Here is a 22,977-nt window from a genome sequence, read left to right on the forward strand (position 1 = left end):
TGGGCTTTCAGGGTGTGTCGATCAGTTCAGTGAAGGACGGAGACTGCCGGGTCAGCGCCAGGCGCAGCGCATCGAGCTCTTCGATGTTGTCCATGAAAGCGTCGACGATTCCGGGGTCCAGGGCCTTGCCCCGTTCCGCCGCGATCATCTCCAGGGCCTGCCCTCGCCCGAACGCCGGCCGGTACACCCGGTCCATGGTGAGCGCGTCGAAGATATCGACGATGGAGGTGATGCGCGCCGACAGCGGGATGTCTTCGCCTGCCAAGCCCTCTGGATAGCCCTTGCCGTCGAAGCGTTCGTGGTGGCTTGCGGCGATTTCGGCGGCCATCTGGAACAAGGGGATGCGCGACTGGCCCAGCAGGCGTGCGCCGATCTCGGCATGCCGGTTCATGACGAGGCGCTCCTCCGGACCCAGCGGGCCCTCCTTCTTGAGGATGGTGTCCGGAATGCCGACCTTGCCTATGTCATGCATCGGGGCCGCCTTGCGCAGCAGGCTGGCGAATTCGATGCGGCAGCCCAGGCGCAGGGCCAGGGCCTCCGACAGGTAGCCGATGCGGACGATGTGCGAGCCGGTATCGTCATCCTTGAGCTCTGCGGCCATGGCCAGGCGCAGCAGGGTCTCGTGGTGGGCGCGTGTCACTTCCTTGAGAAGATCGTTGCGCTCGCGGTACATGCGGCCGAAGTCCTGGATGAGCAGCTCCATCTGCTCCACGGCCGCAGGGTCGAAACGTCGCGATGGCTCCCTCGGGATGCCGGTCTGGTACTGGGCCATCAGTCGATCCTCTGCAGGCTTTCGATCGTCTCCAGCAGCTTCAAGGTGCTGAAGGGCTTGACCAGGTACTCGTCGGCTCCGGCGAGGATGCCCGCCTTGCGGTCTTCGGCGCTGCCCCGGGCCGTCAGCAGGATGACCAGCGTATGCAGCAGCTCGTAGGAGCTCTTGATGCGGCTGCAAACCTCCAGGCCATTGATGGTGCCCGGCATCATGATGTCGAGCAGGACGATGTCGGGCCTGAGCCTCTGGGCCATCGTCCAGGCTTCATCGCCATCACAAGCCTCTACGACTTCGAAGTCACGGAATTCCAGCGTCATGCGCAGCAGCTTGCGGATGTCTGCATGGTCTTCGACGATGAGTATTTTTTGCATGGGGAGACCTTTCATGCCGAAACGGAAATTTGATCCGACATGTGAATCATAAATATCAATTCCATCAAATTTTATTGAATTTTTCTATCAAATACATGGCCGAGCCTGGTTTCCAGGTGGGCGCAGCCCATGCACGATCGCGACAAGAGCAGGCCGGCAAGGTGCACTTGGGGGGCTGAAGGCACAACTGATCCGCCAGCCAGGCAGGTGCCCGCCCTGAAGCAGGTTTGTCGCAGACCTGTCGCTGCGCCTGTGTGGAGGCCTGTCCCTAGGCCTCGTCCTTCCACAGTGCGTCGAGGTCGGTGAATCCCCATTTCTCGGGGTCTTCCCGGCTGGCGATCTTCTCCGTGCACCCAGGCCGGGCCAGGTCAACGGTCTCCGGTGCTATCCGCATGCCGCTGGCCGTGGAATAGAAGACCTTGACCTGCGGACAGGTCAGGGACTGGCGGCCCGGGTCGATGACCACTCCCAGCCTGCCCGTGGTCAGCCGCACCAGGGAGCCCACCGGATAGATGCCGATGCTTTTGACGAAGGCCTGGAATACGGTCTTGTCGAAGTGCCCGGCGCTCCATTCGGCCATCCTGTGCACCGCCTCTGCAGGGTCCCAGCCGCGCTTGTAGGGGCGGTCCGAGGTGATGGCGTCGTAGACATCGCAGACTGCGCCCATCTTCGCGAACAGGCTGATGTCCTCGCCGCGCAGCCTGTGGGGGTAGCCCGTGCCGTCCACCTTCTCATGGTGGTGAAGGCAGACGTCCAGCACGACCGGGTCATCGACGCCGCCGGCCCTGAGCAACTCCAGGCCTCGCGCCGGATGCTCACGCATCTCGTCAAACTCCTGGTCCGTCAGGCGCCCCGGCTTGTTCAGGATGGTGGTGGCAATGGCCATCTTTCCAATATCGTGCAGCAGCCCCGCATAGCCTGCCTGGCGCACCTGCTGCGGTGGCAGGTCGAGTTGGCGTGCCAGCACGATCATCAAGGCGCAGACCGCCACCGAGTGCATGTAGGTGTAGTCGTCGCTGCTCTTGAGCCTGGCGATGCTGACCATGGCGCACGGATTGCGGATGATCGACTCGGACACCTCGGCGACCACGTAGCGGGCCTCGTCCTGGTTGATCTCCCTGCCCATGCGCACCTCGCGGAACATGGCGGTGATCGCCTGCCTGGACTGGTGGCAGATGCGGGCGGCCCGCTTCACCTCCTCCTCGAAGGCAATGGGCCGCAGCTCGCACTCCAACTCGGCCAGCTGCGAGATCTCGGACAGTTGGGCGTCGATCACGGTGTCCACCTGCTCGCGCGAGCAAGACGGCCCGCCTTGCGCGACATCCAGGCCCTTGGCGGTATCGATCCAGACTTCCTGAATGGGGGAGTGCAGGATCCTCGCCAGGTCGGCAGGGTCGTCCAGCCTGAAGCGGCTGCGCCAGAACGGGTGTTCCATCCAGCTGCCGCAGAGGCTTTCCAGAAACATGCCCAGCCGCAACTGGCGCACGCTGATGCGCTTGATCATGAACACGGACCCCGCAACGGTTCACATAGATCCACCATCTTGCCGCCGTTTCCCTGCTTCGGTACGAATCCAGGTCAGAAGGCCGCCCATTCCTCCTCCTTGACTGGCTGTTGCGCACGGGCCGGCGATAGGCGTGGTTGCCTGGACGGCGGCGCGTGCCTGGGTGCCATGGCCTGGACGGTCACCGCGCGCGGCGCGATGGAGTGGCTTGCCCCATGCCCAGGATGCATCTTGAAAGTGGAGACGATCTGCGCCAAAGCTGCGGCCTGCTGCTCCAGGCTGCCTGCAGCGGCCGAGCTTTGCTCGACCAGCGCCGCGTTTTGCTGCGTCATCTGGTCGAGCTGGCTCACGGCCTCGCCGACCTGACGGATGCCCACCGCCTGCTCGGCCGATGCGCTGGAGATCTCGCTGATCATGGTGTCCACGCTGCGCACCTGCTCGACGATGCGGCCCATCTGCTCGCCGGCCCGTGTGGCCACCTCGGTGCCCTGCTCGACCTTTTGCAGGTTGGCGCCGATCAGCTCCTTGATCTCCTTGGCCGCCGTGCCCGAGCGCTGGGCCAGCGCGCGCACCTCGCTGGCGACCACGGCGAAGCCCCGGCCCTGCTCGCCGGCCCGCGCGGCCTCCACGGCTGCGTTGAGCGCCAGGATATTGGTCTGGAAGGCTATGGCGTCGATGACGTTCGTGATTTCGGCAATCTTGCGCGAGGCCTCCGAGATGTCCTGCATGGTATGCACCACCAGGGCCACGGACTTGCCTCCCTCGACAGCGGAGGCCGAGGCGGCCGAGGCCACCTTGTTGGCCTGCTGGGCCGTGTCTGCATTCGTGCGCACCGTGGCCGTGAGTTCCTCCATCGAGGCAGCCGTTTCCTCAAGGTTGCTGGCCTGCTGCTCGGTGCGCTGGCTCAGGTCCAGGCTGCCGGAGGCGATCTCGCTCGATCCCGTGGCAATGGAGTCGCTGCTCTGGCGCACACGGCCCATGATTTCGCGCAGCTTGTCGTTCATGCTGCTCATGGCTGAGAGCAACTGGGCTGGCTCGTCCCTGCCCTGTACCACGATGTTGGCCGTGAGGTCGCCGTGCGCCACGGTGTCCACCACCGAGACCGCCATGCGCAGGGGCTCGGTGATCGAGCGCGTGATCGCCCAGGCCAGCACGGCGCCCAAGACCACAGCCAGTGCGGCCAGGCCGCCGAGCAGGTACAGCGCCAGGTGGTAGTCCTTCTCGGCCTGCTCGGTGGCCTTGCGTCCGCCTTCCTGGTTCAGCGCGATGTCCTGGCCGACGACGTCCATGAGTTGGGCGAATGCCTGAGCGGTCGCTCCCGTGGCCAGGGCGCGCGCCTGGGCTGCCTGCTCGGGCCCTGCGCTGGACAGCTCGACCATCTTGCGGTCGGCGGCGCGGGCCGCATCCCACAGCACCACCATCCTGTCATACAGCTGCCGCTCCTCGGGCGAGGACACCAGCTTTTCATAGACGGCCAGCTCCGACTCCAGGGTTTTTTGGGCCTGCAGCAGCAGGTCCTCCTGGGCGCGCTTCCTTTGCACGTCGTCCTCGATCACGTGGCGCAGCCCCGCGCGCCGAGCCGCGTTGGCCGTGGCCCGGATCGAGGCAAGCACATTGGTGGAAGGCAGCCAGTTGGTACCCAGGTCGTTGGCATTGAACTGGACGCGGGCGATCTGCAGGGAGCCGATACCCGCCACCGTGCTCAGCAAGAGCAAAAGCAGGGTAAAGGCAACGATGAGCCTTGTGCGGATGGACAGAAGTCGGAGGAACATGGGGTCTCCTGGGAGGCGGTTGGAAGGAGTTTCGATCAATATGATGTAAATGATTGTTTTCTTGGCTTAAACGCAGCTTAAGAAATCAATTTTATCAATTTAAATCTGTGTGGCCCTTGCCCCCGAGATCCGGTCCCGCGGAGCCGCCACGCAGTCCTCTTCCTCTTGCCTGACCAATCGCCGCAGCCCTTTGGCGCCGGACGAAGCCTTCCGCCTGGCGTGCACGACGAGGCATCAGCGACCAAAGTTGTAACAGTCGGTTGTGCTTCTTGGTGCTCTCTGCTAAATTTTTATCAAATTCATCAAATAAATTTGATTGGAGTGATAAAGATGTCGCACACACTGAAAACCGATACCGCCAGCCAATGGCTCTCCTTCCGCGTGGACGATGAGGAGTACGGCATCGACCTGCTGCAAGTGCAGGAGATCCGGTCTTACGAGTCGCCCATGCGCATCGCCAGCGGCCCCGCCCACTTCAACGGCGTGCTGGAGCTGCGCGGAGAGGTCATTCCCGTGATCGATCTGCGGCTCAGGCTGGGGCTTTCGCACAGGCAGTACGACGCCTGCACCGTGACCATCATGCTGCGCCTGCCGGGTGGAGTGACGGGCATGGTGGTGGAGGGTGTCACTGACGTGGTGACGCTGATGCCGCAAGACCTCCGTCCCGTGCCCGCCGTGGAAGGGGGCATCGTCAACGACTGCCTGCTGGCTATGGGCGTGCTCGATGAGCGCTCGCTGCTGCTCATCGATGCCCACCGGCTCTTGTCGACGACTAAAGCGTCCCTTGCCGATTGCACTGCGAGCTGAGCAACTTGCTCCCGCACACCTCCGGCCATATCCCGTAATTTGCATATCCGACAGGAGACATGTCATGAATCCTCGTTTCTGGACTGTCAAGACCAAACTTTCCGTGGCCTTCACTTGCCTGGCGATTCTCACCATGGCAGTGTCCTTGCTGGCCCTTCAGGCGTTGAGCGAGGCAAATCTGAATCTTGTCCGCTTCGTCGAAGGCATCAACGCCCGTGCACACCTGGCAGAGAGGGTTCGCACAGCCGTGGACCGCCGGGCGATCGCGGCGCGCAACCTGGTGCTGGTGACCTCGCCTGCAGACCTGGCGGCGGAGAAGGATGCCGTGACCTCCGCGCACACCGACGTCAACACCTCGCTGGCCGAACTCCAGGCCAAAATGGCTTCGAAGGATGTTGCGGCCGATGCACGCGATCTGGTTGCCAAAATTGCGGGCGTGGAGCAACGCTATGGACCGGTCGCTACCGACATCGTGTCCCTGGCTCTGCAAAACCAGAAGGAGGCAGCGATCCGCAAGATGAACGAAGAGTGCCGGCCCTTGTTGGCGCAGCTGATCGAGGCCACCCGCCAGTACAGTGAACTGACCCGCCTTCGTTCACAGCAGATGATCGAGGAGGCCGCGCAGGCCTACGCGCACCGCAGAAACATGCTGATCGCCGCCAGCGTCATGGCCTTTGTCCTGGCCGTGCTGATGGGGCAATTGATAGCACGCGGCCTGACACGTTCCCTGGGCGCAGAGCCGGCGCAACTGGGCGACGTTGCCCAACAGATTGCCCAGGGCAATCTCAGCCCTGAATTGCTTCGCCACCAGGCCCCTGAAGGCAGCGTCCAGGCATCGCTCAATGCCATGCTCCAGAGCCTGGTCTCGGTCGTGCATGAAGTTCGCAACAATGCCGACGGGGTCGCTGGCGGCAGCACGGAAATCGCCAAGGGCAATGCCGACTTGAGCCAGCGCACCGAACAGCAGGCCAGTGCCTTGCAGGAGACTGCAGCGTCGATGGAGCAACTGTCTACCACCGTCAAGCAAAACGCGGACAACGCCAGGCAGGTCAATCAACTCGCCTTGGGCGCAAGCCAGGTGGCCACCAAGGGCGGCGGCTCCGTGCAGGAGGTCGTCAACGCGATGCAGGACATCAGCGAAAGCTCGCGCCAGATCGGCGAAATCGTGGGCGTGATCGACGGCATCGCGTTCCAGACCAACATCCTGGCGCTCAACGCCGCGGTCGAGGCGGCCCGCGCAGGCGAGCAGGGAAAAGGCTTTGCCGTGGTCGCCGGTGAGGTGCGCAACCTGGCGCAGCGCAGCGCGCAGGCAGCCCGGGAAATCAAGCAGCTCATCGCCACCAGTGCCACACGTGTCAGGCAGGGTACCGAGTTGGCTGACCAAGCCGGAGCCACCATGGCGGAAGTGCTGCATTCCATCCAGCGCGTGACAGATCTCATGGGTGAGATCAGCAGTGCCAGTGATGAGCAAAGCGCGGGGGTGGCGCAGGTCGGCAAGGCCGTCAGCCAGATGGACCAGGTAACGCAGCAAAATGCGGCGCTGGTGGAGGAAAGTGCGGCGGCAGCGGCCAGCCTCAGAACGCAGGCACAGCAGCTGGTGCAGGCCGTGTCGATCTTCCAGCTGGGTGGCCATGCGGCACAGCTTTCCTCAACCCCGCCGCTCCCGCAACCCACGGTGCGGGCGCGCAATCGGGCGCCCGCGACAGCGGCACTCCCCGTACGCCAGGCTGTCCGCGCCGTGCAGCCCGTGCCGCCCGTGCAGACCGTGCACAAGCAAGCGCAGGAGCAGGACGACTGGGTGTCGTTCTGATCAACCTGCCCCTTGCGTGCGGGATACGGGGCCACGGCCATGCAGGGTCTGCCAAGGGAACACAAGGCCCAAGTCCCGGGGCCCGCGCAAGTTCTGATATTTTCAACGCTGTTCCTGCGCAGGCAGCCCCCGGCTTTCGACACCCCCATTTCATGATTTCAAACTTCATTCCGTTGAACCCACAGCAACTGGACGCCGCCATCGTCGATCTCGACGGCACCATGGTCAACACCCTGGGCGACTTCGCCGAAGCCCTCAACCGCATGCTGGCGGACCTGCAACTGCCGGCCATCGCCCCGCAGGCCATCGAGAACATGGTGGGCAAGGGCTCGGAGCACCTGATCCGCTCGGTGCTGGCCCATGTGGGCGCGGCCGATGTGGATGCCATCTACGGCCAGGCCTGGCAGCGCTACGAGCACCACTACCTGCAGCTCAACGGCCAGTTCGCCGAGGTCTACCCGGGCGTGCTCGAAGGCCTGCAGGCCCTGCGCGCACGCGGCCTGCGGCTGGCCTGCCTGACCAACAAGCCGCTGTCCTTCGCGCAGCCGCTGCTGGCACAAAAGGGCCTGGCACCGCTGTTCGAGCAGGTCTTCGGCGGGGACTCCTTCGAGCGCAAGAAGCCCGACCCGCTGCCCCTGCTCAAGACCTGCGAGGCCCTGGGCACCTCCCCCGCGCGCACGCTGATGCTGGGCGACTCCAGCAACGACGCCCAGGCCGCGCGCGCCGCGGGCTGCCCCGTGGTGCTGGTCAGCTACGGCTACAACCACGGCCAGCCCGTGCGCCAGGTCGATGCCGACGGCTTTGTCGACGCGCTGACCGAACTGGCCTGATTCTCACAGTTCCAGGTTTTTTGGAAAAAGAATGGGATTTGGCGTTGGTTAACGCACTTTGACGGTGCGATTTATGTTTTTGCTAGAGTCGTCTGCTTTGCCATCCTGGCCGCGATCCGGCCACAGACAAGGAGGAAGCACGCGACATGCACGGACTGCACCTGACCGCCGATCTCTACCAATGCCAGGGCGACGCGCGCCACATGCTCGACGCCGATGCCATCGCCGCCCTGTGCCGCGCACAGACCGCGCAGGCCGGCCTGACCCTGGTGGAGGACCGCTGGGTCAAGTTCCCGGACTACCAGGGCCAGCCCGGCGGCGTCACCGGCACCGTGCTGCTGGCCGAATCGCATCTGGCCATACACACCTGGCCCGAGACCGGCTGCGTCACCGTCGATGTCTACGTCTGCAATTTCTCCGCCGACAACTCGGGCAAGGCCCGCGCGCTGATGGAGGGCGTGATCGCCGCCTATGCGCCGGGCCGCGTGGTGCGCCAGCACCTGATGCGCGGCGACATCGGCCCCGGCGCCCGGGCCGCAGCGGCGGCCGATGAAGGCGATTGGGCGCTGGAGGCGCTCACGCCCCATGCGCGCTTCGGCTGGCGCGCCACGCGGCGCGAAACCCTGCAGACGCCCCATCAGGAGCTGGAGCTGCTGCACACGCCGCAGTTCGGCAAGGTGCTGCGCCTGGATGGCCGCTTCATGACCTCCGAAGGCGAGGAGTTCTTCTACCACGAGGCCCTGGTCCATCCCGCTGCCCTGGCCCACCCGGCGCCGCGCAAGGCGCTGATCCTAGGCGGCGGCGATGGCGGTGCGGCCGAGGAACTGCTCAAGCACCCGTCCATGGAGCAGGTGGTGGTGGCCGAGCTGGACGAGGCCGTGGTCCAGGCCGCGCGCACGCACCTGCAGCAGGTGCACCGGGGCGTGTTCGATGACCCGCGCCTGCAACTGCGCATCGGCGATGGCATGGCCATGGTGGAGCACACCGAGGAGCGTTTCGACCTCGCGCTCATGGACCTCACCGACCCCGACACGCCTGCCAGTGCGCTGTACTCGGACGAAGCCCTGGCGCGCATGAAGCGCGTGCTGGCGCCGGGCGGCGCCCTGGTGCTGCACCTGGGCAGCCCCGTCTTCCATGGCGAGCAGGTGGCGCGGCTGGTGGCCAGCCTGCGCGAGCGCTTTGCCATCGTGCGCTGCTACGGCCTGTACATCCCCCTGTACGGCGCCTACTGGGGCCTGGCCGTGGCCTCGGACACGCTGGACGCGGCGGCGCTGCCGCCCGCCCAGCTGCGCCAGCGCCTGGCCGAACGCCGCCTGCCTGACCTGCGCTACTACAACGCCGAGGTGCACCCCGCACTGTTCGCGCTGCCCAACTATTACCGGGATCTGGTGCAGCCCGCGCCCCTGGCGGCGCTGCCCCCGCGCGCAGCCCGCTTCGGCTGAACCCGGTCCGTTCTGGAAACGGACCCGGCCCGGCCTGGCTGCAGTGGCAACTGCGCGCCCGGCAGGGCAAATTTGACACAGTGCTGCAATCTGGTGGCAAGTCTGCTGTAATGAAAAACGGCGGGAAGGCCCGTGCACCCGCCATTTTTCCGGCCTCCCTGGTATGTATTCCAGGGATATTGTGTGCTTGCAAGAACCATATCAACAGATAAAGCGCCAGTCGCCCTGTATCAAAATGACTGCTACCCTTTCAAAAACAAGAATATCTGCGTCCAAATACCATGATGATTCCATGCTGCGGCTTTGGAATTGGGCTTTATTGGCGGGGCTGGTACTGAGCTTTCCCCTGAGCTTTGTATTGCCGCAAAGCCTGAGCTGGGAAAATGGATTCCTGGAGAATATCCAGGCCGTGACCCTGCTGCTGGGCATGGTGGCGGCCTTGGTTGCGGCACGGCGGCAGAAGCACTCCTTCGCGGCCCCCCTGTGGTGGATCGCCTCCCTGTTCTGGCTGGCCTTCCTGGGGCGTGAACTGGCCTGGGGCGCGGCGTTCCTGCCCAGCCTGGAGGCCGGCAAGTGGGGGCCGGTGATCAGCTCCCAGGTCCTGTGGTACCGGCCCGCCGTCAAATGGGTAGTGGGTGCCATGCTGCTGCTGTGCTGCTATTGGTTCGTGCGCCACGGAGTCTGGAACAAGGTTATCAAGCGCCTGGTGCGCGAGCATGCGCTGCCGATATTCAGTCTGGCGATATTTGCCGCAGCCATGGTGATTTCCACCAATGCGGAAGGGCATGGCTTCATTGTCCTGCAGCAATGGTTTGATTATCAGGTGATCGTGTTGGAGGAGCTGGTGGAAACCTTTGGCTATATGGCACTGTGGCTGGCGCAGTGGGCGCTGGTCAGGTATGTTGCTGGCTGGCAGGAAGATATTTGAGTCAATATTGATCAAACCGGCCGCCTGCATATTTCCGGTGTAATGCGGCAGATTCAGGGGCCGGTAAGTCGCCAGTAAGACGCAATCGGGGAGCATGGCTGTTTTCCCCGCAGGTTTGCCGCTCCCGTGGCAGGCCGACGGAGCCTGAAACGACAGAACATGCCATCGCAATGCAAGCCTCCATCTACCAGGACGTGATAGGTATCCAGGCGGCGGGCCAGGCGTATTCCCTGGGTTCGCGCTTCCAAGAATGCAGCCAGCACCGTGCCGTGCGGCTGGAGACGATCTTCGAGCTGGTCATCCTCAAGTTCCGCGAGGATCTGCTGCAGGCGCTGGCCGAGGAGCCGCCAGGCCCTGCGCGCCACCTGCGCGCCTACGTGCGCTGCGTCTGCGAGCATGCCCTGTCCCGCCAGCGCGGCCAGAAGACGGCCGCACAGTTGCTGACCCGCGCAAGATTCCAGAACATATGGTTTGATTTCGTGGACGCGGCCTGCGCCGACGATCTGGTATCCGAGGACATTGCCCTGCAATGCCGCGCCATGGTCGAGGACCTGTGGGTCATCCATGTGCTGGTCGAGCCCATGGCGCCGCAGCGCATCACCGGGATCAGGGAGCATTTGCTGTCCCTGTGCGGCAACGACGGAAACCATGAATCGCATCGCATTAATTGAGGACCATGCCAGGCTGGCCACGCTGGTCAGCCGCTCGCTGGCCAACTCCGGTATAGAGACCGACGTCTTCCACCAGATCTCCACGGCCTGGCTGGCCCTGCAGGACATCGACTACGGCGTGATCGTCATCGACCGCGGACTGCCCGATGGCGACGGCCTGCAACTGGTGCAGCGCCTGCGCGCCGCGGGCCGCTCCACGCCCTGCCTGATGCTCACGGCCCGCGACGCGCTCAGCGACCGCGTGGGCGGCCTGGAAGCCGGGGCCGACGACTACCTGACCAAGCCCTTTCCCATGGAAGAACTGATTGCCCGCGTGCGCGCCCTGCTGCGCCGCCCGGCCCTGGTGCAGGAGCTGGCGCCCCAGCTGGGCGACATCAGCATCAGCCCGCAGCAGGCGTGCATGCACTGCGCGGGCTCGGCCATCGTGTTGCCGCCGGCCGAGCTGCAGATCATGCTCAGCCTGGTGCGCAAGGCCGGCGCCACGGTGCGCCGCTCTACGCTGGAGGCGGCGGCCTGGGGCATGAGCAGCGTGGTCACGCCCAACGCCCTCGATGTGGCCCTGCATCGGCTGCGCCGCAAGCTGGCCGCGGCCGGCTCATGCATGGAAATCGTCAACATCCGGGGTCAGGGCTATGCGCTTCGCGAACCTTTGCTGGCCCGGTAGCCTGCGCTCGCGGCTGCTGGCCGTCTATGGGTTGAGCATGGTGTTCAGCGCGCTGCTGGTGGGCGCGCTGGTGATCCTCGTCGCCAAGCCCTTCGACAGCTATGCGCTGCAGCGCGGCATGGGGCATGCGGCCGAGAAGCTGGCCGAATGGGTGAGCTTCGACGCCAAGGGCGTGCCCCAGGGGTTCAGCGAGCGTGAACTCAAGGCCTGGATGCTGACCAGCCTGGGCGAGGAAATGCAGCTGCGCATCACCGATGCCCGCGGCCGCGTGGTCTTCGCCCCCAACGGCGAAATGCAGCCGTTGACGCAGACCGGCCAGGGCTTCGACCCCGAGCTCAAGGCCTTTGCCTACGAGCGCGGCGGCGTGGTCATGCGCGCCGGCACCGCGCCGCTGGTGCACGACGGCACCACCTGGCATGTGCAGGTGGCCGTCAGCGACCGCATGGTGGACTGGCTGCGCGAATCGGTGGGCCTGCCCGCACTGTGGCGGGGCATGGTGGCCATCGGCGTTGTCTTCCTGGTCGTGTTCCTGTTCTCCACGCACCGCACGCTGCAGCGCATGCTCAGGCCGCTGGGCGTGGCCGCGCAGGATGCGCAGCGCATCACCCCGCAGACGCTGGGCACGCGCCTGCAGCCCAAGGACCTGCCGCGCGAGTTCGCGCCCCTGGTCGAGGCCTTCAACCACGTGCTGGACCGGCTGCAGGCCGGCTTCAGGAACCAGCAGGAATTCCTGTCCATGGCCGCGCATGAGCTCAAGACGCCGCTGGCCCTGATGCGCGTGCAGATCGAACTGGAGCCCGAGGACCGGCGCAGCCCCGAGCTGCTCAAGGACGTGGACCACATGGCGCGCCAGGTCCAGCAGCTGCTGCACCTGGCCGAGGTCTGCGAACACCAGCGCTACCGCATGGAAGACATTGCGCCGGCCGACATCATTGGCGAGGTCTGCGACTTCATGGCCCGCGCCTCGGAAAAATGCGGCGTGCACATCCACTGCGAGGTCAAGGACGATGCCCCAGCCTGGCGTGCCGACCGGGGCGCGCTGTTCGTGCTGCTCAAGAACCTGATCGAGAACGCCGTGCAGCACAGCCCGCAGGGCGCCACCGTCACCGTGAAGGCCTGCGGCCTGGGCTTCTCGGTGCTGGACCGGGGCCGTGGCGTGCCGCCCGAGGATCTGCCGCGCATCTTCGAGCGCTTTTGGCGCAGCAGCGAGCGGCGCGACCTGGGCGCGGGCCTGGGCCTGCCCATCTGCCTGGAAATTGCGCGCGCCCATGGCTGGACGCTCACGGCCCTGCCCGGTGCCACGGCGGGGCTGGAGATCCAGGCCCGCTTTGCCGGGCCGGTGCGGGAGCCCGCGCAGCCGTTCAACCGCCCAGCAAGGCCTTCTTGAGCTGATCGTCGGCCGGGTGCGGGCCCAGCCAGATGCCCAGCAGCGCCTGGAAGAACTCCGGCTCCTGGAAGGGAGCGCCCTGGGCCTGGCCCTTGACGAAGACCTGGGCGCCCTGGCCCGGCACCCAGTCCACCGAGAAGTTCTCACCCGGCAGCAGCTTCTTGTGCTGCGTGAAGATGTCGCTCATGCGCAGCACGCCGGGCACCAGGCGTGAGAAGCGCGCGCGCTCCATGTTGTCCTCGATCCCGCGCGCGAACAGCTTGCCCAGTTCGGCCGAATCGATCTCGCGCAGCATGGTCACGCTCACGCGCTTGGGGCCGGGCAGGGCCGCGATCTCCTGCAGGCTGGCGGCCGGTTTCTCCAGGTACAGACCCGCCGTGTAGACCTTGAAAATGGCCTTGTAGCGTATGCCCGCGCCATTGAGCTGCAGCGTCTGGCCGCCCACCCCGGCCTGCGCGGGATAGGCCACGCCCGCGACGGTGCGCGCAGGGTCCTGGGCAGTGGCGGCCAGCGGCATCGCCAGCGCCATGGCCAGGGCGGCTGTCTTCATCCAGCGGGGCAAGGCGGTCATGGTGTCTCCTGCGCGGGGCCTGTGGCCCGGTTGCGGTTTGTTACGTCCGGGCGAGATGTTGTGGGGATTGGAGAGGGGTGGCAACAGGGTTTTCGCGGGCCGGGGGATGGCGCTGCTTTGGCGGCGTTTCCGCACTGATTCTCTTTGCAAGCCCCTGTCGGGGCGTTTCTTTTCGAGGCCGGGTTTCGGCCCGGCGGCCGACTCACTTTCTTGTCTCGCTACAAGAAAGTGAGCAAAGAAGAGCGCCCGGATGTCCGCGACCCCTTCGCTTCGCTGCGGGGCAGGCGCTGACATACGGGGAGTTTGCCCGGGCCTTCGCTGCGCTCGGCCGGGTGGGCGAGAAGCCTTGGGCGTTTCAGCCCAGGACGTTCTTCAGCAGCGTCTTTTCCTGCTCCGTGAGGGCGGCGATGCATTCGTCGCCCAGGGCCTGCAGCAGCCGGGTGCTGTCGGCGTTGGCGACATCCAGGCCCAGGCGTTTTTGCTGGGCCGCGGGCTGCGTGAAGTTCAGGCGCAGGTAGTTGCTGGTGCCCAGTTCCTGGCGGGCCGCTTTCACGGCCTGGACTTCCTGGGCGGCCATGACCAGGTCCAGCAGGGGCTTGACCAGGGTCAGCCCGCGCCGGGGCATGGCCACGGGGTCCTGGCCCTGCTGGGGGTTGGCGGTGCCTAGGCTGATCATCACGATGTCGGCGGCCGGCCCCCAGAGCTGGCGTGCGGCCTGCAGGGCCAGCAGGTCGGGCGCATTGGCGGCGAGTCCGCCGTCCACGAAGACATGGCCCGCTGCGGCGTGCGCGGGAAAGTAGGTGGGTGCGGCCGATGTGGCCAGCATGGCGTCCATCAGCGTCAGGCCCAGCCGGTCCTTGTCGGGCATCGGGCCGCTGGCCAGCACCTGCAGCTGCGATGAATTCCAGTTGACGGCGGGCAGCAGCAGCGGCACCTGCAGTTGCCCCAGCGCGGACTGCTCCGCTTGCGGCATGGCCTCCTTGATCGCTGCGCGCAGCGGGGCGCTGTCATAGAGCGCCTTGCCCACGGCCTGGCGCAGGCCGGGCAGCCATTTGGAGGGAAAGATGGCGGGGCCATGGTCCAGCAGCAACTGCTTGATGCGCGCGGGCTGGCAGCCGCTGGCCAGGGCGGTGGCGATGATTGCGCCAATGGAGGTGCCGGCGAACAGGTCCACTTTCTCCAGCAGGTCGCCGTTGCCGAATTCGCGGTGGATGCGCTCCAGGACATGGGCGCTGAAGAGGCCGCGATAGCCGCCGCCCGACAGGCTCAGGACGACCCGGCGCCGGCGCAGGCCCAGGCGCACCGCGCTGGACAGGGGCGGTACGTCGAAGTCCATCACAGCGCGTGCACGGTGACGCCCCGGGCGGCAGCCTGCGCCAGGTAGAGGTTGGCGGGCTCGGTGTAGCAGACCTTGAGCAGGTCGGCCGTGGCGATGAGCAGCCGCAGGTCCTGCGCCAGCGGCGCCGTGCCCTGCGGGCCCTGGCTGTCCAGCGGCGCGAAGTTGCGCCATTCGATGAAGCGCTCCAGCACCTTGTTGTCCACGCTGGTCAGCATGGAGGCGCCTTCGGCGCGCAGGTTGGCATACAGCGCGTCGAGCAGGGAGAACCATTCGTTGCGGTCGCGCAGGTCGTGGAATGCCTCGGCCACGGCCGCCTTGGCGATGGCCATGGACAGGTCGCTGACGATGCAGTCCAGCGGCCGGATGGTGGAGAACCACTGCAGGGTCGCGGGCTCCTGGTTCGCCATCCACAGCAGGCAGCGGGGGCCCAGCAGGTAGCGGCTCATGGCGCGCGCCGGGCCGGTACGTCGATATCGCCGCGCGCCCCGGACATTTGCGCAGCGGACAGATCCACGGCCTGGCGCGGCAGTGGCAGGGACCGGCAGATGTCGGCCACCGTGCGGGGGGCGCGCTCGTTGGCGGACAGGGCCACCATGTGCTCCTCGCTGACGATCACGTAGCGCTTGCGGCCCTGGGAGATGAGGGCCACCCCGTCGTGGTCGGCCTGTTTGAGCACCGCGCCGTACTGCGCCTTGAAGACCGAGATCGGCATGGGCGTGGTGTTGCGCGGCATGGCCGAGCCGACCTGGTGGCTCAGGTCCCGCAGGGCGCGGTTCAGCGGGTCGCGTTCGCCCTCGGGCAAGGCAGCGTCGGTGCGGGCGGAGAAATGGGACGGCATGGTCGACCTTTCTGGTCAGGTTGTGCTGCCATTGTTGGTCAGGCTGACCAGGGTGTCAATTGTGGCCATGGCAGGCCCCTGCGGCGCCCCCGCAAGGCGCCGGTCCGCACTTGTACCCAGCCGCGTCTGCGCTACACTTGCCCGCTATGTTCATTCATCGCATGTTCATTGCAGGTTGTGGAGACCGGGGAGCCTGGCCCTGGCGCAAGCCTGTCCAACTGAACAGCTGAAGCACCCGGGGCGCGACCCGGCGTGCACCCGAGGCCCTACGGGCCAATCGAATGAATCGGCGCAATCCATGCGCAGCCCGCACCCCACACCAGGTCTGCCAGCGCCACGCAATCCGGAGTCTTCCCCGTGATCACCGAACTCGAATTCAAGAGCCTTGCCGCGCAGGGCTACAACCGCATCCCCCTGATGGTGGAGGCGTTTGCGGACCTCGAAACCCCTCTGTCCCTCTACCTCAAGCTGGCCCATGCGGGCGGTGACGGCAAGCACAGCTTTTTGCTGGAGTCCGTGGTGGGCGGCGAGCGCTTCGGGCGCTACAGCTTCATCGGCCTGCCTGCACGCACGCTGCTGCGCGCCAGCGGCTTTGGCGAGGCGGCGTGCACCGAGGTGGTGACCGACGGCCAGGTGGTGGAGACTGCCACGGGCAATCCGCTGGATTTCATCGCTGCCTACCAAAAGCGCTTCAAAGTGGCGTTGCGCCCGGGTCTGCCGCGCTTTTGCGGCGGGCTGGCCGGCTACTTCGGCTACGACGCCGTACGCTACATCGAGAAGAAGCTGGAAGATTCCTGCCCGCCCGACACGCTCAACTGCCCCGACATCCTGCTGCTGCAGTGCGAGGAAGTGGCGGTGATCGACAACCTGTCGGGCAAGCTGTACCTGATCGTCTATGCGAACCCCGGCGAGAGCGAGGCCTATACGCGCGCCAAGAAGCGGCTGCGCCAGTTGAAGGATCTGCTGCGCTACTCGGTCAGCGCGCCGCAGATCAAGGCCGGTGAGAGCCATCCGGCCCAGCGCAGCTTTGCCAAGGAAGACTACCTGGCGGCCGTGGAGAAGGCCAAGGAGCTGATCGCCGCGGGCGACTTCATGCAGGTGCAGGTGGGCCAGCGCATCCACAAGCGCTTCACGGCCAGCCCCTTGAGCCTGTACCGTGCGCTGCGATCGCTCAATCCCAGCCCCTACATGTACTACTACCACCTGGGCGATTTCCATGTGGTGGGCGCCAGCCCCGAGATCCTGGTGCGCCAGGAGGGCACGGACGAGGGCCAGAAGGTCACCATCCGCCCGCTGGCCGGCACGCGCCCGCGCGGCGCCACGCCCGAGGCCGACAAGGCCACCGAGAAGGAGCTGGTGGCCGACCCCAAGGAACGCGCCGAGCACGTGATGCTGATCGATCTGGCGCGCAACGACATCGGCCGCATCGCCAAGACGGGCAGCGTGAAGGTGACCGAGGCCTTTGCCGTGGAGCGCTACAGCCACGTGATGCACATCGTCAGCAACGTGGAGGGCATTCTGCGCGACGGCATGGACAACATGGACGTGTTCAAGGCCACCTTCCCGGCCGGCACGCTGACGGGCGCGCCCAAGGTGCATGCCATGGAGGTCATCGACCAGCTGGAGCCGACCAAGCGCGGCATCTATGGCGGCGCCTGCGGCTACCTCAGCTTTGCGGGCGACATGGACCTGGCCATTGCCATCCGCACGGGCGTGATCAAGGACGGTACGCTCTACGTGCAGGCGGCGGCCGGCGTGGTGGCCGATTCCGTGCCCGAGATGGAGTGGAAAGAGACCGAGCACAAGGCCCGCGCACTGATGCGCGCGGCCGAGCTGGTGGAGGAAGGACTGGAATGAGCACGGACCACGCCCGACGCGCCATCGACCTGGTGCAGCACTGCACCGACATGCTGGATGTGCGCCGCAATGTGGATGCGCTGGACGATGTGCTGGTGCCGCTGCTGGTCACGCGCATGGGCTACATGCAGCAGGCCGCGCGCATCAAGGCCGATGCGGCCCAGGTGCGCGACGAGGGCCGGATCGAGGCCATCGTGCGCCGCGTGCGCGAGCGCACGGCCGCCGAGGGCGGCCAGCCCGACATGATGGAGGCGGTGTACCGCCACCTCATGGAGGAATGCATTGCCTACGAGCACCGCGAGTTCGCGCGGCTGCGCGAAGGCGGTGCGCAGGACGATCGTTCCTAGCCCGGCAGCCAGCGCAGCGCATGGCGCGCTGCCACCCATTCCTCGTTCGTGGGCTCCACGCCCACGGTGACGGCGCTGCCGGTGGCCGAGATCACGGCCGCATCGCGCGCATTGGCCTCGGCGTCCAGCCGCAGGCCCAGAAAACCCAGGCCCTCGCACACGCGCCGCCGTATCTCGGCGCTGTGCTCGCCCACGCCTGCGGTGAACACCAGCAGATCCAGGCCGCCCAGCACGGCGACCAGGGCGCCGATCTCGCGCACGATGCGCCGCACGTACAGGGCCAGCGCATCGCGGGCACGTTCGGCCTGGGCATCGCCACCCGACTCCAGCGGCAGCAGCACGCGCGGCTCGGACGAGGTGCCCGAGACGCCCAGCAGGCCGGACTCGTGGTACAGGATGCGGCCCACTTCCTGCAGGCTGAGCTTTTCGATTTCCATCAGGTAGATCACGGCGCCGGGGTCCAGCGCGCCCGTGCGCGTGCCCATCATCAGGCCGTCCAGCGCCGAGAAGCCCATGGTCGTCGCCACGCTTTGCAGGCCCTGCATGGCGCACAGGCTGGCGCCGCTGCCCAGGTGGGCCACAAGGGTGCGCCCGCGTGCCAGGTCGCCATGCCGCTCGGGCAGGGCGGTGGCCATGTATTCGTAGGACAGGCCATGGAAGCCGTAGCGCCGCAGCCCGCGCTCCCAGGCCGCGTGCGGCAGGGGCAGCAGTTGCTCGACCTTGGGCAGCGTGTGGTGGAAGGCGGTGTCGAAGCAGGCCACCTGCACCAGTTCGGGCCGCTCGCGCAGCAGGATGTCCATGGCCTCCAGCGCAAAGGGCTGGTGCAGCGGCGCCAGCGGGATGAAGGCCTTGAGGTCGGCCAGCACGCCGGCATCGACGCGCACGGGCTCGAAGTAGCGGCTGCCGCCGTGCACCACGCGGTGGGCGATGGCGGCCACGCGGGCGCCGTCCAGCTGCGCCAGGCGCGCGGTGATGCGCTCGCGGATCAGCTGCAGCGCGGCGCGGTAGGGGTGGGCCGCGTCAAGGGCAATGGCGAAGGGCGGCACGCCGCTCTCGCCGAAGTCGGGCGCGGGCCCGCCTATGCCCTGGACCTTGCCGTTCCACAGCGGCTTGCGCGGCAGCGGGCGCTGTGCGCCGTCGAAGACGGCGAACTTGATGCTGGACGAGCCGCAGTTGAGCACCACGACCAGTTCGCGGGCGGGGGAGGATGCGGTGTGGGCGGAGATCATGGCGGGGAGTTCCGGTAGCGGTGGGCCAGCAGCAGGGCGATGGCACAGGAGGCGATGCGCGAGGCGCGGCTGTCGGCGCGGCTGGTCAGGATCACGGGCACCTTGGCGCCCATGACGATGCCGGCGCTGGCCGCCTCGCCCATGTACATGAGCTGCTTGGCCAGCATGTTGCCGCTTTCCAGGTCTGGCACGACCAGGATGTCGGCCTGGCCCGCCACGGGCGAATCGATGCCCTTGGTGCGCGCGGCGGCCATGGACACGGCGTTGTCGAAGGCCAATGGCCCATCGAGCACGCCGCCCGAAATCTGGCCCCGGTCGGCCATCTTGCACAGCGCGGCGGCGTCCAGCGTGGCCGGCATGTGCGGGCTCACGGTCTCCACGGCGGCCAGGATGGCGACCTTGGGCTCGGGCACGCCGATGGCATGGGCCAGGGTGATGGCATTGCGCACGATGTCGGCCTTTTGCTGCAGGTCGGGCGCGAGGTTGATGGCCGCGTCGGTGACGATGAAGGGGCGCGGGTAGTGCGGCGTCTGCAGCACGAAGCAGTGGCTGACGCGGCGCTTGGTGCGCAGGCCGGCGGCGGCGGCCACCACCTCGGCCATGAGCTCGTCCGTGTGCAGGCTGCCTTTCATGATGGCCTCGACCTCGCCGCAGGCGGCCAGCTCGGCGCCGCGCGTGGCGGCGGCGTGGCTGTGCGGCACGTCCTCGATGCGCAGGCCGCCCAGGTCCAGCCCATGCTCTGCCGCCACGGCCTCCAGCCGCGCGCGCGGGGCCACCAGAACGGGGTCGATCAGGCCTTCGCGGCGCGCGTCCAGCGCGGCCGAGAGGCTGGGCTCGTCGCAGGGATGGACCACGGCCACGCGGATGGGCGGCAGGCCGGCCACATGGGCCAGCAGGCGCTGCAGGCCGTCGCGTCCACCGGCTTCCAGGCGGATCTCGGGCAGGCTGGTGCGCTGGCGCTCGATGTGGCGCGCAGGTGCATGCACGGTGGCCTGGCCCTCGATCACGGCGGTGCCATGCTGGTTGGTGCAGGCCACGGCCAGCGTGACCTGGCGCTGCTCGGCCTGCTTGGCCAGCACCTGCACGCGCACGGTCAGCCGGTCGCCTGCGGCCAGCGGCGCCAGAAAGCGCAGCGTCTGGCCGACCAGGGTGGTGCCGGGGCCGGGCAGGCGCGTGCCCAGAACCGAGGCCAGCAGCATGCCGCCCCACATGCCATGGGCGATCAGGGCCGTGTCGTCATCGTCGGCGCCGGCAACCGTGCCAGCACCGGCACCGGCACCGGCACCGGCACCAGCGCCGTCGGCCACGGCCGCGCCCGACAGGGCGGCGAACAGGCGCAGGTCCTGCGTGCTCAGCGTACGTTGCAGGCTGGCGCTGTCGCCCACGTCCAGCTCGTCGAAGCTGTGGTTGCGCAGCAGGGCCAGGTCTTCGGGCGGCAGGGCCGCATCTGAGGCAGGGGAGAGGTTCATCGCTTCTTTCGGGTACCGGTGTGCGCGCGACTGGCCGGTGCGCGCGGGGTGGGCTTGGCGGCTGGTGCTTCGGGCGGGGCCGCCTCGCTGGGAGCCTCCCTGGCCTGCGCCACCTCCAGCGCCTGCACGAAATGCGCCATGGCCTGCAGCAGGCGCTGGTGCTCAGCATCGCTGAGGTTGCCGCCCTGGTTGGCCAGCTCGTCCACCGTGGTCATGCCCCAGCGGATATCGGCCGCCGGCGAGGCGGCCAGCAACTGGGTGATGCCGGCCATGGCGGCGTCGGGCTCGCGCTGCATCAGCAGGGCCTGGCGGCGCACGATGCGGCGGAACCGGGCCATGTCGGGCGGCACGCCGCCCAGGTGGTCCTGCAGCAGCCGCCAGGCGTGGCGGAAGTGGCGTTCATCGGCCTCGCCGCGGGCGCGCAGCACGTGGAACAGGGCGCGGATGACGGCCTCGTACAGCCCGCCCTGGCCCACGCTTTCGTGCAGCCGCGCCAGTTCCTGGCGCATGTACAGGCAGTGCTCGGGCGATTCGCCCGGGTGCGGGCGCGGCGGGCCGTCGTCCTGCCGGCTCTGGCCGGCCAGGGCCTGGACCAGCGGTGATCCATAGATGGCGTGGAACAGCCGCGCCTGCATGGCGTCGCGCTGGTCGCGGTAGGTGTCGAGCATATGCACCACGGCCTGCGACATGGCCTGCTGCGCCTTCAGAAAGGGGTTGTCGGGCTCGACGGGGTGGCGGTCCTCGCGCGCATGCTCGGCGGCCTGGACCACGACGGGCGCCAGCGGGTGCGAGTCCGACCAGCATTCATAGCCCACGCGCAGCGGGTGCATGGCCTGCAGCCAGCGCGCAGACAGCGGCGTGGACAGAGCCTGCACCCAGGGCTGCACGGTGTTGCGGTACAGGGCCAGGTTGATTTCGGAGACGCGCGCGGCAGCGGCGAAGTGGCGCTCGCTTTCGGGGTCGGGCCGGACGATGCCGCGTACCTCGGCCAGGTCGCTGCGGCGGATCTTCATCAGGTAGGCGGCGTCGGTCAGATCCTGCGGCGGCACACCGGCCGGGCGGTCGGCGATCTCGGCGCGGTAGATGCCGGCGGGCAGCAGGTCGATGATGTCGATGTGCGCCGCGAACTCGCGGTGCTCCTTGCGGCCCACGGCGCCCGAGACGAAGATGCCCAGGTGGCCGATGCTGTCATGCGTGGCGAAGACGATGGTCTGGTCGTGGGCGGCGATGTCCTCGTCGTCGCGGTACAGGTCGGTGATCCAGCCCAGGGCCTGGCCCGGCGGCGTGATGTTGTCGCCGTGCGAGCAGAACACCACGATGGGCGAGCGGATGTTGCGCAGGTCGATGCGCACGCCGTCCGAGGTCGTCAGCTCGGCCGTGGCCAGCCGGTTGCCGATGAACAGGTTGTCCACGATGTACTGCATCTCGCGGCCTTCCAGGAAGACATAGCCGCCCCAGTACTTCTCGAAGCCCAGGTAGCGCGGCCCCTCGGTGTCCACGTCGGCATAGACCTGGTACTGCTTTTCCCACAGCGTGTTGGCCGGGTTGAGGTTCTCGAAGTTCTGCACCAGCCATGCGCCGTCGAAGCGGCCTGCGCCCAGGTCGCTGGTCAGTGCCGTCATCCAGCTGCCGCCCATGAGGCCGCCGCCGTAGCGCATGGGGTTGTCGCCGGCCCAGTACGACAGCGGAGCGCCGGCCACGATGATGGGGCCGAACAGCTCGGGCCAGACGGCGGCCGTCATGAGGATCTGCCAGCCGGCCTGGCAGTTGCCGATGACGGCGGGCTTGCCCCGGCTCTCGGGGTGCAGCTCGGCGACCTTGCGCACGAATTGGGCCTCGGCGCGCATCACGTCCTCGACGGACTGGCCGGGCACGGGGTCGGGCAGGAAGCCCACGAAGTAGCAGGGATGGCCGGCCTTGAGCGCGGCACCGATCTCGCTGTCTGGCTTGAAGCCGCCGATGCCGGGGCCGTGGCCCGCGCGCGGATCGACGACGATGAAGGGGCGCTTGGCCGGGTCGATGACCGTGCCCTCCATGGGCGCGATGCGTGCCAGGCCGTAGTTGACGGGGCGCGGCAGGTCCAGGCCCGACATCACGATCTCGGCCTGGAAGCTCAGTACGTTGGGCACTTCCTCGGCCAGGTGCTCGCGGTACTGGTTGCCGCGCTGGCGCCGGATGTCGGCATACAGCAGCGAGCGCTGCCAGGCATCGGTGGCGTACTGCGCGGCTGCCTGCGACAGCTTCAGCGGATCGCCCCACATCCCTCCCACATCCACGGTGTCGTGGCTCTGCAGGTTCTCGTTCATCTGGCCCACTCCTTTACCGGCATGTCATGCCCTGCTCGTAGATTGCGTGTGCGTGTGCGTGTG

21 protein-coding genes are annotated in these 22,977 nt (G+C 67.1%); 10 read left to right on the forward strand and 11 right to left on the reverse strand.

Going from position 1 to position 22,977, the window contains the following annotated elements; genetic code table 11:
• Positions 1–7: 7 nt before the first annotated feature.
• From A9976_RS21695 to A9976_RS21710, 4 genes are all read right to left on the reverse strand, one after another.
• Positions 8–772, reverse strand: a complete 765-nt coding sequence (locus tag A9976_RS21695) for an HD-GYP domain-containing protein (RefSeq protein WP_183020721.1) — start codon at positions 770–772, stop codon at positions 8–10.
• Entirely contained in the window at positions 772–1,143 is a 372-nt protein-coding gene (locus A9976_RS21700; protein WP_012202670.1) for a response regulator transcription factor, read from the reverse strand. The genes A9976_RS21695 and A9976_RS21700 overlap by 1 nt, the downstream gene beginning before the upstream one ends.
• Before the next feature lie 268 nt (positions 1,144–1,411).
• Entirely contained in the window at positions 1,412–2,647 is a 1,236-nt protein-coding gene (locus A9976_RS21705; RefSeq protein ID WP_183020722.1) for an HD-GYP domain-containing protein, read from the reverse strand.
• A gap of 74 nt (positions 2,648–2,721) precedes the next feature.
• The gene (locus A9976_RS21710) at positions 2,722–4,419 is read right to left on the reverse strand and encodes a methyl-accepting chemotaxis protein (protein ID WP_183020723.1); all 1,698 of its coding nucleotides are present in this window, start codon (positions 4,417–4,419) and stop codon (positions 2,722–2,724) included.
• 330 nt (positions 4,420–4,749) lie between these two features.
• Between A9976_RS21710 and A9976_RS21715 the strand changes: the two genes are divergently transcribed.
• The 8 genes from A9976_RS21715 (at position 4,750) to A9976_RS21750 (ending at position 12,958) form a co-directional block, all read left to right on the forward strand.
• A complete protein-coding gene (locus A9976_RS21715) occupies positions 4,750–5,226 on the forward strand; it encodes a chemotaxis protein CheW (protein WP_183020724.1) in 477 nt (158 codons plus the stop codon).
• A 64-nt stretch (positions 5,227–5,290) separates the two neighbouring features.
• The gene (locus tag A9976_RS21720) at positions 5,291–7,036 is read left to right on the forward strand and encodes a methyl-accepting chemotaxis protein (RefSeq protein ID WP_183020725.1); all 1,746 of its coding nucleotides are present in this window, start codon (positions 5,291–5,293) and stop codon (positions 7,034–7,036) included.
• Between the two features lie 152 nt (positions 7,037–7,188).
• On the forward strand, positions 7,189–7,866 hold the full coding sequence (locus tag A9976_RS21725; RefSeq protein WP_043820118.1) for a phosphoglycolate phosphatase: 678 nt from the start codon (positions 7,189–7,191) through the stop codon (positions 7,864–7,866).
• Positions 7,867–8,012: 146 nt separating this feature from the next.
• Positions 8,013–9,308 carry a polyamine aminopropyltransferase gene (speE, locus tag A9976_RS21730; RefSeq protein ID WP_183020726.1) on the forward strand — a complete coding sequence of 432 codons (1,296 nt, stop codon included), beginning with the start codon at positions 8,013–8,015 and terminating at the stop codon, positions 9,306–9,308.
• A 235-nt stretch (positions 9,309–9,543) separates the two neighbouring features.
• Complete coding sequence (locus A9976_RS21735; protein WP_183020727.1) at positions 9,544–10,236, forward strand: hypothetical protein; 693 nt, start codon at positions 9,544–9,546, stop codon at positions 10,234–10,236.
• A 170-nt stretch (positions 10,237–10,406) separates the two neighbouring features.
• Complete coding sequence (locus tag A9976_RS21740) at positions 10,407–10,907, forward strand: hypothetical protein (RefSeq protein ID WP_043820125.1); 501 nt, start codon at positions 10,407–10,409, stop codon at positions 10,905–10,907.
• Positions 10,885–11,571 (forward strand): response regulator transcription factor, encoded by a 687-nt coding sequence (locus tag A9976_RS21745; RefSeq protein ID WP_183020728.1) that lies wholly within the window; start codon positions 10,885–10,887, stop codon positions 11,569–11,571. Before A9976_RS21740 ends, A9976_RS21745 begins: the two co-directional genes overlap by 23 nt.
• Positions 11,540–12,958 carry a HAMP domain-containing sensor histidine kinase gene (locus A9976_RS21750; protein WP_183020729.1) on the forward strand — a complete coding sequence of 473 codons (1,419 nt, stop codon included), beginning with the start codon at positions 11,540–11,542 and terminating at the stop codon, positions 12,956–12,958. Before A9976_RS21745 ends, A9976_RS21750 begins: the two co-directional genes overlap by 32 nt.
• Here the strand turns inward: A9976_RS21750 and A9976_RS21755 are convergent.
• The 4 genes from A9976_RS21755 to A9976_RS21770 all read right to left on the reverse strand — a co-directional run bounded on the left by A9976_RS21755 (position 12,933) and on the right by A9976_RS21770 (position 15,706).
• Positions 12,933–13,529 carry a chalcone isomerase family protein gene (locus A9976_RS21755; protein ID WP_183020730.1) on the reverse strand — a complete coding sequence of 199 codons (597 nt, stop codon included), beginning with the start codon at positions 13,527–13,529 and terminating at the stop codon, positions 12,933–12,935. The two genes, A9976_RS21750 and A9976_RS21755, sit on opposite strands and share 26 nt — an antisense overlap.
• Before the next feature lie 355 nt (positions 13,530–13,884).
• Positions 13,885–14,865: a CBASS cGAMP-activated phospholipase gene (locus tag A9976_RS21760; protein ID WP_183020731.1), complete on the reverse strand. Its 981-nt coding sequence runs from the start codon at positions 14,863–14,865 to the stop codon at positions 13,885–13,887.
• A complete protein-coding gene (locus A9976_RS21765; protein ID WP_063327578.1) occupies positions 14,865–15,314 on the reverse strand; it encodes a hypothetical protein in 450 nt (149 codons plus the stop codon). The genes A9976_RS21760 and A9976_RS21765 overlap by 1 nt, the downstream gene beginning before the upstream one ends.
• Complete coding sequence (locus tag A9976_RS21770; RefSeq protein WP_013804688.1) at positions 15,311–15,706, reverse strand: hypothetical protein; 396 nt, start codon at positions 15,704–15,706, stop codon at positions 15,311–15,313. Before A9976_RS21770 ends, A9976_RS21765 begins: the two co-directional genes overlap by 4 nt.
• A gap of 357 nt (positions 15,707–16,063) precedes the next feature.
• Here A9976_RS21770 and trpE point away from each other — a divergent pair, with 357 nt between their 5' ends.
• A complete protein-coding gene (gene trpE, locus A9976_RS21775; protein WP_183020732.1) occupies positions 16,064–17,563 on the forward strand; it encodes an anthranilate synthase component I in 1,500 nt (499 codons plus the stop codon).
• Positions 17,560–17,910 (forward strand): chorismate mutase, encoded by a 351-nt coding sequence (locus tag A9976_RS21780; protein WP_183020733.1) that lies wholly within the window; start codon positions 17,560–17,562, stop codon positions 17,908–17,910. The genes trpE and A9976_RS21780 overlap by 4 nt, the downstream gene beginning before the upstream one ends.
• Here the strand turns inward: A9976_RS21780 and A9976_RS21785 are convergent.
• From A9976_RS21785 to A9976_RS21795, 3 genes are read right to left on the reverse strand one after another with little or no spacing between them, the layout of a single operon-like run.
• Positions 17,907–19,139 (reverse strand): acetate/propionate family kinase, encoded by a 1,233-nt coding sequence (locus tag A9976_RS21785; protein ID WP_183020734.1) that lies wholly within the window; start codon positions 19,137–19,139, stop codon positions 17,907–17,909. The genes A9976_RS21780 and A9976_RS21785 overlap by 4 nt on opposite strands.
• Positions 19,136–20,608, reverse strand: a complete 1,473-nt coding sequence (locus A9976_RS21790) for a bifunctional enoyl-CoA hydratase/phosphate acetyltransferase (protein ID WP_183020735.1) — start codon at positions 20,606–20,608, stop codon at positions 19,136–19,138. The genes A9976_RS21785 and A9976_RS21790 overlap by 4 nt, the downstream gene beginning before the upstream one ends.
• Positions 20,605–22,914 (reverse strand): DUF3141 domain-containing protein, encoded by a 2,310-nt coding sequence (locus A9976_RS21795; protein ID WP_183020736.1) that lies wholly within the window; start codon positions 22,912–22,914, stop codon positions 20,605–20,607. Before A9976_RS21795 ends, A9976_RS21790 begins: the two co-directional genes overlap by 4 nt.
• Positions 22,915–22,977: the final 63 nt, after the last annotated feature.

The sequence above is a fragment of the Delftia sp. UME58 genome, assembly GCF_014170385.1.
Lineage (GTDB): Bacteria > Pseudomonadota > Gammaproteobacteria > Burkholderiales > Burkholderiaceae_C > Comamonas > Comamonas acidovorans.

Bases quoted from the DNA above. Each gene is read 5' to 3' on its own strand.
- A9976_RS21695 (WP_183020721.1), bottom strand. From the start codon at position 772: ATGGCCCAGTACCAGACCGGCATCCCGAGGGAGCCATCGCGACGTTTC.
- A9976_RS21700 (WP_012202670.1), bottom strand. From the start codon at position 1,143: ATGCAAAAAATACTCATCGTCGAAGACCATGCAGACATCCGCAAGCTG.
- A9976_RS21705 (WP_183020722.1), bottom strand. From the start codon at position 2,647: ATGATCAAGCGCATCAGCGTGCGCCAGTTGCGGCTGGGCATGTTTCTG.
- A9976_RS21710 (WP_183020723.1), bottom strand. From the start codon at position 4,419: ATGTTCCTCCGACTTCTGTCCATCCGCACAAGGCTCATCGTTGCCTTT.
- A9976_RS21715 (WP_183020724.1), top strand. From the start codon at position 4,750: ATGTCGCACACACTGAAAACCGATACCGCCAGCCAATGGCTCTCCTTC.
- A9976_RS21720 (WP_183020725.1), top strand. From the start codon at position 5,291: ATGAATCCTCGTTTCTGGACTGTCAAGACCAAACTTTCCGTGGCCTTC.
- A9976_RS21725 (WP_043820118.1), top strand. From the start codon at position 7,189: ATGATTTCAAACTTCATTCCGTTGAACCCACAGCAACTGGACGCCGCC.
- speE (WP_183020726.1), top strand. From the start codon at position 8,013: ATGCACGGACTGCACCTGACCGCCGATCTCTACCAATGCCAGGGCGAC.
- A9976_RS21735 (WP_183020727.1), top strand. From the start codon at position 9,544: ATGACTGCTACCCTTTCAAAAACAAGAATATCTGCGTCCAAATACCAT.
- A9976_RS21740 (WP_043820125.1), top strand. From the start codon at position 10,407: ATGCAAGCCTCCATCTACCAGGACGTGATAGGTATCCAGGCGGCGGGC.
- A9976_RS21745 (WP_183020728.1), top strand. From the start codon at position 10,885: ATGAATCGCATCGCATTAATTGAGGACCATGCCAGGCTGGCCACGCTG.
- A9976_RS21750 (WP_183020729.1), top strand. From the start codon at position 11,540: ATGCGCTTCGCGAACCTTTGCTGGCCCGGTAGCCTGCGCTCGCGGCTG.
- A9976_RS21755 (WP_183020730.1), bottom strand. From the start codon at position 13,529: ATGACCGCCTTGCCCCGCTGGATGAAGACAGCCGCCCTGGCCATGGCG.
- A9976_RS21760 (WP_183020731.1), bottom strand. From the start codon at position 14,865: ATGGACTTCGACGTACCGCCCCTGTCCAGCGCGGTGCGCCTGGGCCTG.
- A9976_RS21765 (WP_063327578.1), bottom strand. From the start codon at position 15,314: ATGAGCCGCTACCTGCTGGGCCCCCGCTGCCTGCTGTGGATGGCGAAC.
- A9976_RS21770 (WP_013804688.1), bottom strand. From the start codon at position 15,706: ATGCCGTCCCATTTCTCCGCCCGCACCGACGCTGCCTTGCCCGAGGGC.
- A9976_RS21780 (WP_183020733.1), top strand. From the start codon at position 17,560: ATGAGCACGGACCACGCCCGACGCGCCATCGACCTGGTGCAGCACTGC.
- A9976_RS21785 (WP_183020734.1), bottom strand. From the start codon at position 19,139: ATGATCTCCGCCCACACCGCATCCTCCCCCGCCCGCGAACTGGTCGTG.
- A9976_RS21790 (WP_183020735.1), bottom strand. From the start codon at position 20,608: ATGAACCTCTCCCCTGCCTCAGATGCGGCCCTGCCGCCCGAAGACCTG.
- A9976_RS21795 (WP_183020736.1), bottom strand. From the start codon at position 22,914: ATGAACGAGAACCTGCAGAGCCACGACACCGTGGATGTGGGAGGGATG.